At 37.8% G+C, this 7,442-nt stretch carries 5 protein-coding genes, 1 tRNA gene and 1 pseudogene; 1 reads left to right on the forward strand and 6 read right to left on the reverse strand.

The genetic code is table 11. The annotated features are described in order from the left end of the window. Positions 1–689: 689 nt before the first annotated feature. From CEV08_RS03210 to CEV08_RS03235, 6 genes and pseudogenes are all read right to left on the reverse strand, one after another. Positions 690–1,628 carry a prephenate/arogenate dehydrogenase family protein gene (locus CEV08_RS03210; RefSeq protein ID WP_100130337.1) on the reverse strand — a complete coding sequence of 313 codons (939 nt, stop codon included), beginning with the start codon at positions 1,626–1,628 and terminating at the stop codon, positions 690–692. A gap of 1,193 nt (positions 1,629–2,821) precedes the next feature. Further along, positions 2,822–3,079 (reverse strand): annotated as a pseudogene (gene holA / locus CEV08_RS09810) (DNA polymerase III subunit delta); the annotation flags it as partial. Between the two features lie 20 nt (positions 3,080–3,099). After that, positions 3,100–4,140, reverse strand: coding sequence for a DNA polymerase III subunit delta (gene holA / locus CEV08_RS03220; protein WP_100130338.1), 1,041 nt, complete (start codon positions 4,138–4,140; stop codon positions 3,100–3,102). A gap of 4 nt (positions 4,141–4,144) precedes the next feature. Continuing rightward, a complete protein-coding gene (locus CEV08_RS03225; RefSeq protein WP_100130339.1) occupies positions 4,145–4,939 on the reverse strand; it encodes an ABC transporter ATP-binding protein in 795 nt (264 codons plus the stop codon). Next, on the reverse strand, positions 4,932–5,828 hold the full coding sequence (locus CEV08_RS03230; RefSeq protein ID WP_100130340.1) for an ABC transporter permease: 897 nt from the start codon (positions 5,826–5,828) through the stop codon (positions 4,932–4,934). The genes CEV08_RS03225 and CEV08_RS03230 overlap by 8 nt, the downstream gene beginning before the upstream one ends. Positions 5,829–5,890: 62 nt before the next feature. Beyond that, positions 5,891–6,868 (reverse strand): ABC transporter substrate-binding protein, encoded by a 978-nt coding sequence (locus CEV08_RS03235; protein WP_100130341.1) that lies wholly within the window; start codon positions 6,866–6,868, stop codon positions 5,891–5,893. Between the two features lie 187 nt (positions 6,869–7,055). Between CEV08_RS03235 and CEV08_RS03240 the strand changes: the two genes are divergently transcribed. Next, a tRNA-Gly gene (locus tag CEV08_RS03240) sits at positions 7,056–7,130 on the forward strand. Positions 7,131–7,442 lie beyond the last annotated feature (312 nt).

Raw genomic sequence — 7,442 nt, forward strand, 5'->3', positions numbered from 1 at the left:
CCACCCCAAACTAGGCATACAAAAGCTAAAAAAACCAACACACTAAAGCATCATAATATTTTTCTTAAACATGTTGCAGCATGAGATTTGAATATTCGTGCACAATTGACAGAAATTGTACAAACTTTATGAAGAAAACCACATCATAAAATGAAAAATATACCAGCCACCGATTGGAGAATACCTTTCTGTTTTTTATAAAACCCTTTGCGAGACAACACTTATAAACATCCAGCTTCGTATTAATTTACAGAAACTCATAAAATCCCTCTTTCTGAAAAACCCTTCGCAAATCCCTTAGGTTATATTCATGAAATAAAATCGATGAAAATATAATTCTCGGCTTTATAATATGAAGAGTTATACTATAAAAGAAATTTTATAAATCTTTACCATTATCAATACGAAAGATTATTGAACAAAGCCTTTCTTTTTATAGTCGAGATCCATTTAATTAAGAATTGCATGTTTATTGAGAGAAAATAAATTAAACTTGAAGCATATCTCTTTTCGCGTTCATTTATGCAAAATTTGTTAATCCAAAAAACAAGCGCCCCACCCCTTATGAAGTCGTACAAACGACTGAAAACAGCACCATATCTTCATCTCAACAAACCATTTAAAAGAAGAAATATCTGAAGGGACATGATAAGAATAAGAAAAACAACAGCGCAAAATGCAAAAACCTCTTATTTTACATCTCCTCTTTGAGAAACGCTATGACGCCCAAAATCAGGGGCATCAATTTCCTGTCCCGCCGCAATGATATTACGCCGCACAGCACGTGTACGCGTAAAAAAATTAAACAGTGTTTCACCATCGCCCAAACGAATTGCCTGTTCTAAAAAAGCAAGCCCTTTGCTAAAACGACCCAACATCTCTAAAATAGCCTCTTTATTATGCAAACAAATATCCCGCCACATAACAGGATCAGAAGATGCCAAACGCGTAAAATCACGAAAGCCGGAAGCAGAATAAGCAATCACTTCCGAATTTGTTACTTTTTCTAAATCACTCGCTGTCCCAACAGTATTATACGCAATCAAATGTGGCAAATGCGAAACAATGGCTAAAACAAGATCATGATGCTTAGGCTCCATTTTTTCGACCCGCGCCCCACAAGCTTCCCAAAATTCTGTCAATCGAGCGACAGCTGCCACATCACTATCCGCAAAAGGCGTTAAAATACACCAGCGATTCATAAATAAATCAGCAAAACCAGCATCTGGGCCCGAATATTCCGTTCCAGCAATAGGATGCCCCGGAATAAAATGAACCGTTTTTGGCAACAAAGGCGCCATTTCTGTAATAACCAATTCTTTTGTAGAACCAACATCACTCACAATAGCCCCCGGCTTTAAATGATCATGAATATTTTTTGCCACCTCTGCACTCGCCCCAACAGGAACAGAAATAATAACGAGATCAGCACCTTCAACAGCTTCTGCGTTATCTGTTGTATAAGAGTCTCCAAGTTCCAATTCACGCGCTCTTTCCAGTGTTTCTTGACGACGCGTTGCAATAGAAATCTGAGCTGAAAGATTTTTCTTTTTAATTACTCTTGCTAAAGAAGATCCAATCAAACCGATCCCTATGAGCGCTATTTTTTCAAATTGAATATGAGACATCTTTCACCTTTAAAGATTTTTTGCAAATGGCAACAAAGACAATTGTAAAAATCATAATTTTCCTATTTATTCATTTAAGAGTTATGCGTAAAATATTAAAAAACGACAACGAGAGAATAACGAATAACGCAGTCTACCAATCTTCACCTGCGCAAACGAATAGCAGATCATTTTTATCTCTGAAACATATAAAAAATGAATAACGAAAAATGTAATTCTAAACTTTAACACTTTCCTTTTACTGCTTAACCGCATACAAAACATTAATTCATCATGATAATTATATTATTTTACCTATATTAATAATATCTCTGAAATACTGCAGGACTATTTCATTTTAAATCTTCTTATGTTGAATTTAATCAAAATCATGTCTTTTGCACCTCACAAGAGGAATAGCACATGAATAAAAACACTTAAAAGAAGGAAAAAAAGCCTCATGCTCTCTAGGACCAAGGATTATTGCAACATTAGAGGCTAGCAAAGTATGCAATGAAATGCTAGTTTACACTTTTGTTAAGCGTAAAGACGGGAATGTTCAATAAATTGTATTAAAAAGCTTTACCGTTGTACCATTTAAACACCGTTACGAAATAAGTACAACCGTCATTGAAAAATGTTTTTAAGAAAATGCGTGAATTTATAAAATAAATATATTTTGTAATATTATGTTGTACATGAAGAGCACGCTCCCCTTAAAACAACTCTATGAGAAAGCCTAGTATTCACCACATACTCTCATAAAAAATACCGAATGCGTAAATTTTACCTGAGCTCTTATAGGCACTCACGAACAATGTATTAGGACACAACAAGACAATAAAATTAGGTCAAAATATCCCTTCGAAGAAAAACGCCTTGTCTTCCTCTCTGCCCCCAAAAGACAAAGATTCTTAATCCACGCTCGTCTGCAAACAGTTCGGATTCTTGTTGCACACCTTCCGCTTTCTAACCACTCATGTGATTCACTTCACTAAAGGTTTTATAAATAATATTCAGCATGCACTTTAAAAACACCCAACGCACCAAGAAAACGCATACGCCTTATATCATCACATACCCAATAAACAATATCTTACGACAACCGTATAAAATTTTAAACTTCCAACACACGCCCTCAAAAATAGAATACTCTACTTTAATCATCTAACCTCATATAAACATCATACAAAAATTATAAAAGTAAGCAAAACCTAGAGAATAAGAACTTCTCCCAAAAGCGGATTTTTATGGCTGTCTAAAACAGCACGTTGAATTCTTATCCATTGCGTAAGAAATCTGTTCTAATTTCCAATATGTTAAAGCTTGTTCAACCATTTTTTGCTGTTGGCAAAAATAGGAGGACGCGCCTGAGAAACCACCATAAAAGGTGATTTTCCTTCAATCTCTACCTGATAACGCAAGAGATGTAATTGCTGAAAATGTCTTTGGGCCGCATTTAAAATAAAAAATCATCATATTTCTAAATATGTTAAGCTGCCATTTGGCGTCGTGCAATAATGGTGAGTCCTAACAAAGCTTGACGAATGATAGCTTCCCCCAACAGCGGATTTTTACGACTGTCTAAAACAGCACGCTGAATTCTTTCCATTGCGTAAGAAATCTGTTCTAACTTCCAGTATTTCAAAGCTTGTTCAACCGTTTTTTGCCGTTGGTAAAAAATGGGAGGACGCGCCTGAGAAACCACCGTAAAAGGCGATTTTCCTTCAACCTCTACCTGGTAACGCAAGAGATGTAATTGCTGAAAATGTCTTTGGGCCGCACTTAAAACAAAAAAAAGCGCCCCCTGCAATGCTGCATGTCGGTTAAAATGCGCTTCAAAGCCTGATATATCGCCCAATAAGAGAGCATCAACAACTTCATCTTGAGAAAGCGCACTTACATCGCTTACAACAGCTTTTACATCTTCAAGAGTAATATGAACATTTGAAGCATAAAGACAAAGCTTCTCTAATTCACCGCGTGATACAAGACGATCTGCCCCTAAACTTTCATGCAACCATCTACGTGCATCCAAAGAAAGAGTCTTCTTAAACTGGCCTAAAACTTCATCAATCAAACCATCAAGAGAACGCATATCATCAGCAAAACAAGGCAAAGCCATTGCATTTGCTGCCGTTTCAACAGCATTGCGTAACCCTGTTCCTTTTTTCAAATCCCCTGCCTCAATGAGAATAAAACTTTTCTCTGGTGGTTTCTCAATTAAAAATTTCAAGGCTGCAAGAAAACCTTTTTGGTTAGCAGCATTAGAGATCCATATCAAACGATCTCCCCCAAAAAGCGAGAAAGTACGCGCTTCATTGTCCAAACGTGCAGGGTCTTTATCAATTTCAGCAGCATCCAAACGAATTGTTGAAAAAGGGTCTTCTATAGCAACCTTTGTGAGCTTCGCAAAACGTTGGGCACGTTCACAAATAAGACCACGATCTGGCCCATAAATGAGAACAATAGGAAAAGCACGTGAGAAACGCATTAGAAATTGATCAACTTCATATGCTTTTTTCTGAGCCACACTATTAATCCATTAACAGTTCATCATTATCAAGAACTTCCCCGCGCACTTTCTGAAACATACCAATTAAATCATTAACATCTAATCCCTTACGCTCTTCATGACAGACATCCAAAATCACTTTTCCACCATGCAACATCAATGTGCGATCGCCATAATCAAGAGCCTGACGCATAGAATGGGTTACCATAATAGTCGTTAATTTTTTCTCTTCAACGATTTTTTCAGTCAACCGCATTACAAAATCAGCCATTCCAGGATCAAGGGCTGAAGTATGTTCATCAAGTAATAAAACATCTGCATGAGCTAACGTTGCCATCACAAGACAAACGGCCTGGCGTTGTCCACCGGATAAACTGTCCATAGGATTTTGAATATAGGATTCAAGACCAATGCCCAATTGAGCAATTTTCTCTCGAAAAAATTGCCTTTTTTCATGGTTTAAAGCTGAACGCAAACTACGACGATTTCCCCGAAGAGCAGCAAGAGCCAAATTTTCTTCGATTGTTAAAGAACCACAACTTCCCTCTAACGAATCTTGAAAAACACACGCAACCTTTCCTGCGCGTTCGCTAACTGATTGCCTAGAAACATTTTGTCCATTAATAACCACTTTTCCTGTCGAGGGAAGCGTTGCCCCCGCTAAAACACTGAGCAATGTTGATTTACCCGCACCATTTGAACCGATCACCGTAACAAAACTACCCTGATCAATTTTGAGGTTAATATCAATTAAAGCCTGTTTTTCCAAAGGCGTTTGCGGTTTAAATATAACCCCAACATGAAAAAGCTCAATCACGTTTACGCCTCCTCCAATAGCGTGGCACAATAAGAGTTAACACAACCAACAGTGAAGTAATCAACTGAAGATCTGTCGATGTATCAATACCAATTCCATTGGCTTCAAATGCAAATTGCACCGCTACACGATAAAGTACAGACCCCACAATACAGCTGATTATAATCCAAAAAATATTACGTGTACGAAAGAGAGTTTCACCGATAATCACAGCCGCCAACCCAAAAACAATTGTACCAATTCCACCCGTAATATCCGTTGCGATTGCAGTTTGAATATAAAGAGACCCACCAAGTGCAACACAGGCATTTGAAAGCCCCATACCAAAATAAATCAATGCTGATGTATGAACACCTTGCGCCGTTGCCATGCGTGGATTAGCGCCCATTGCGCGCATAGCAAGCCCCATTTCACTTTCCAAAAAGCGCCAAATAAAAAATGCCACAACCAGCAATACAATCCCAACGAAAAGAGGACGCACAAAGATATCAGGTAACCCAAAAAGATTATAAAAGGGCGTCAACGCTGTATCAGAAATCCCCAAATTAACATTAGACCCTCCCATAATTCCCATAATACGAAGGTTAACCGTATAAAGCGCTGACATCGTTAAAATGGAAGCCAAAAGATTCAAAATGCCAAAACGCAAATTCAATAGAGCTGTTAACAAACCAGCCGCCATACCTGCACAAAAAGCGCATGCCATAGCTGTCCACGCATTAAAACCTAAAAGGATCAAAATACCACAAACACAGGACCCAAGAAGAAACGAGCCATCAACTGTTAAATCAGGAAAGTCCAAAACGCGAAATGAGAGATAAACCCCGATAGAAACAAATGCATAAATAAGGCCTAATTCCACAGCGCCAGAAAAGGCAAATATATTCATGTAAAGACCATCCCCACGAAAACTTAACGGTTTTTATTGTATCAACACCTTATTAATAAAAGTCATTGAATCACTTTTGTTGCACGATCAATAACCGCCTGCGGAATAACAATCCCTGTTTTTTGGGCTGCTTTCATATCAATTCGAATGTCATTATTAGCCGCCTGCACAACATCAATATCACCAGGCTTTTCACCCTTTAGAATACGCACGACCAATTTTCCAGCATCAACCCCCACATCATAGAAATTCACACCTTGCGTCATAAAAGGACCGCGTCCAATAGAATTAGCATCGACAGTAAACACAGGCATATTTGCTTCCTGTGTGACCTTTATTGCACCCTCTAAAACAGAAAGAACCGTATTATCAGCGGGAATAAAAATGATATCAACCTTACCGATTAAAGCGCGTGTTGCTGCCTGAACATCTGAAGACTTTGGTGCCGATGAAGGAATAATTTCAATTCCAGCTTTTTTTACTACATCCTTTAACGTTTTAAGTATTGAAACAGAATTTGCCTCAGAAGCATTATAAAGATAACCAATTTTTTTCAGATCTGGTTTTACTTCTTGCAAAAGTCTAACACTTTCTGCAACATCGATACGATCAGAGCTTCCCGTTACATTCCTGCCAGGTTTAGTCAGCGAAGAAACGATTTTAGCTCCGATAGGATCAGAAATCGCTGCAAAAACGATAGGAATTGTTTTCGTTGCCGCAAACATCGTTTGTGCTGAAGGCGTGGTAATTGCCACAATAACATCAGGTTTATCACCAACAAATTTACGTGCAATTTGCGTTGCTGTTGAAATATTGCCCTGCGCTGATAAAAAAGTAAGTTGAAAATTTTCACCTTGCTTATAACCATTTTCTGCAAGAACATCTTCCACACCTTTACGAACGGCATCTGCAGCAGGATGAACCATAATTTGTGTTATTGCAACTTTAACCTGTTTAACTTTATCATCTGCTTTTGCAACACTGCTCATCATAAAAACAGCTGCAATAACAATCCCCAATATATTTATTTTCTTCGACATTATACTCCACCCCTCTGCATGGAAAAATTAAAAAAGGAACAGTTTATTACTGAAGAATTTTCTAAAATCAATCTTTATTTCACTTTATTGAAATTATAGACAAAATAAATCAAACTAAAATGATATTTTTTTGTTGCAATTCGTAGAAGCCTACGCCATACAGACAAGGCATATATCGAATCGATGAGCGGGTGTAGCTCAGGGGTAGAGCACAACCTTGCCAAGGTTGGGGTCGTGGGTTCGAATCCCATCACCCGCTCCATTAGATTTTGTATTTTTAGCTTGTTTGTAGCTTGCCATCTGTAGCTTGTGTAGCTTGACATCAGGTTTTGCACAATTTGACAGCATATTTTGCATCAATTTATTTTTTTTCGAAGGGTTTTTAAGGGGGTCTCAAAGGGTCTTCAAAGACCTTTCAAAGGCTGTTTTAAGATTCGTAATTTTGAATGTGAATCTATTGGATTTTGCTCCTCTACATTTTTTATCCTACAAAGCATGATAATCACACGTATTCTCTGAGACGCTCCTATTGTCTGCTAGATCGCTAAAGCGTGTAAAATCGGATTGAAAGGCT

The sequence above is a fragment of the Bartonella tribocorum genome (assembly GCF_002778015.1).
In the GTDB taxonomy this organism is placed as follows: Bacteria; Pseudomonadota; Alphaproteobacteria; order Rhizobiales; family Rhizobiaceae; genus Bartonella; species Bartonella tribocorum_B.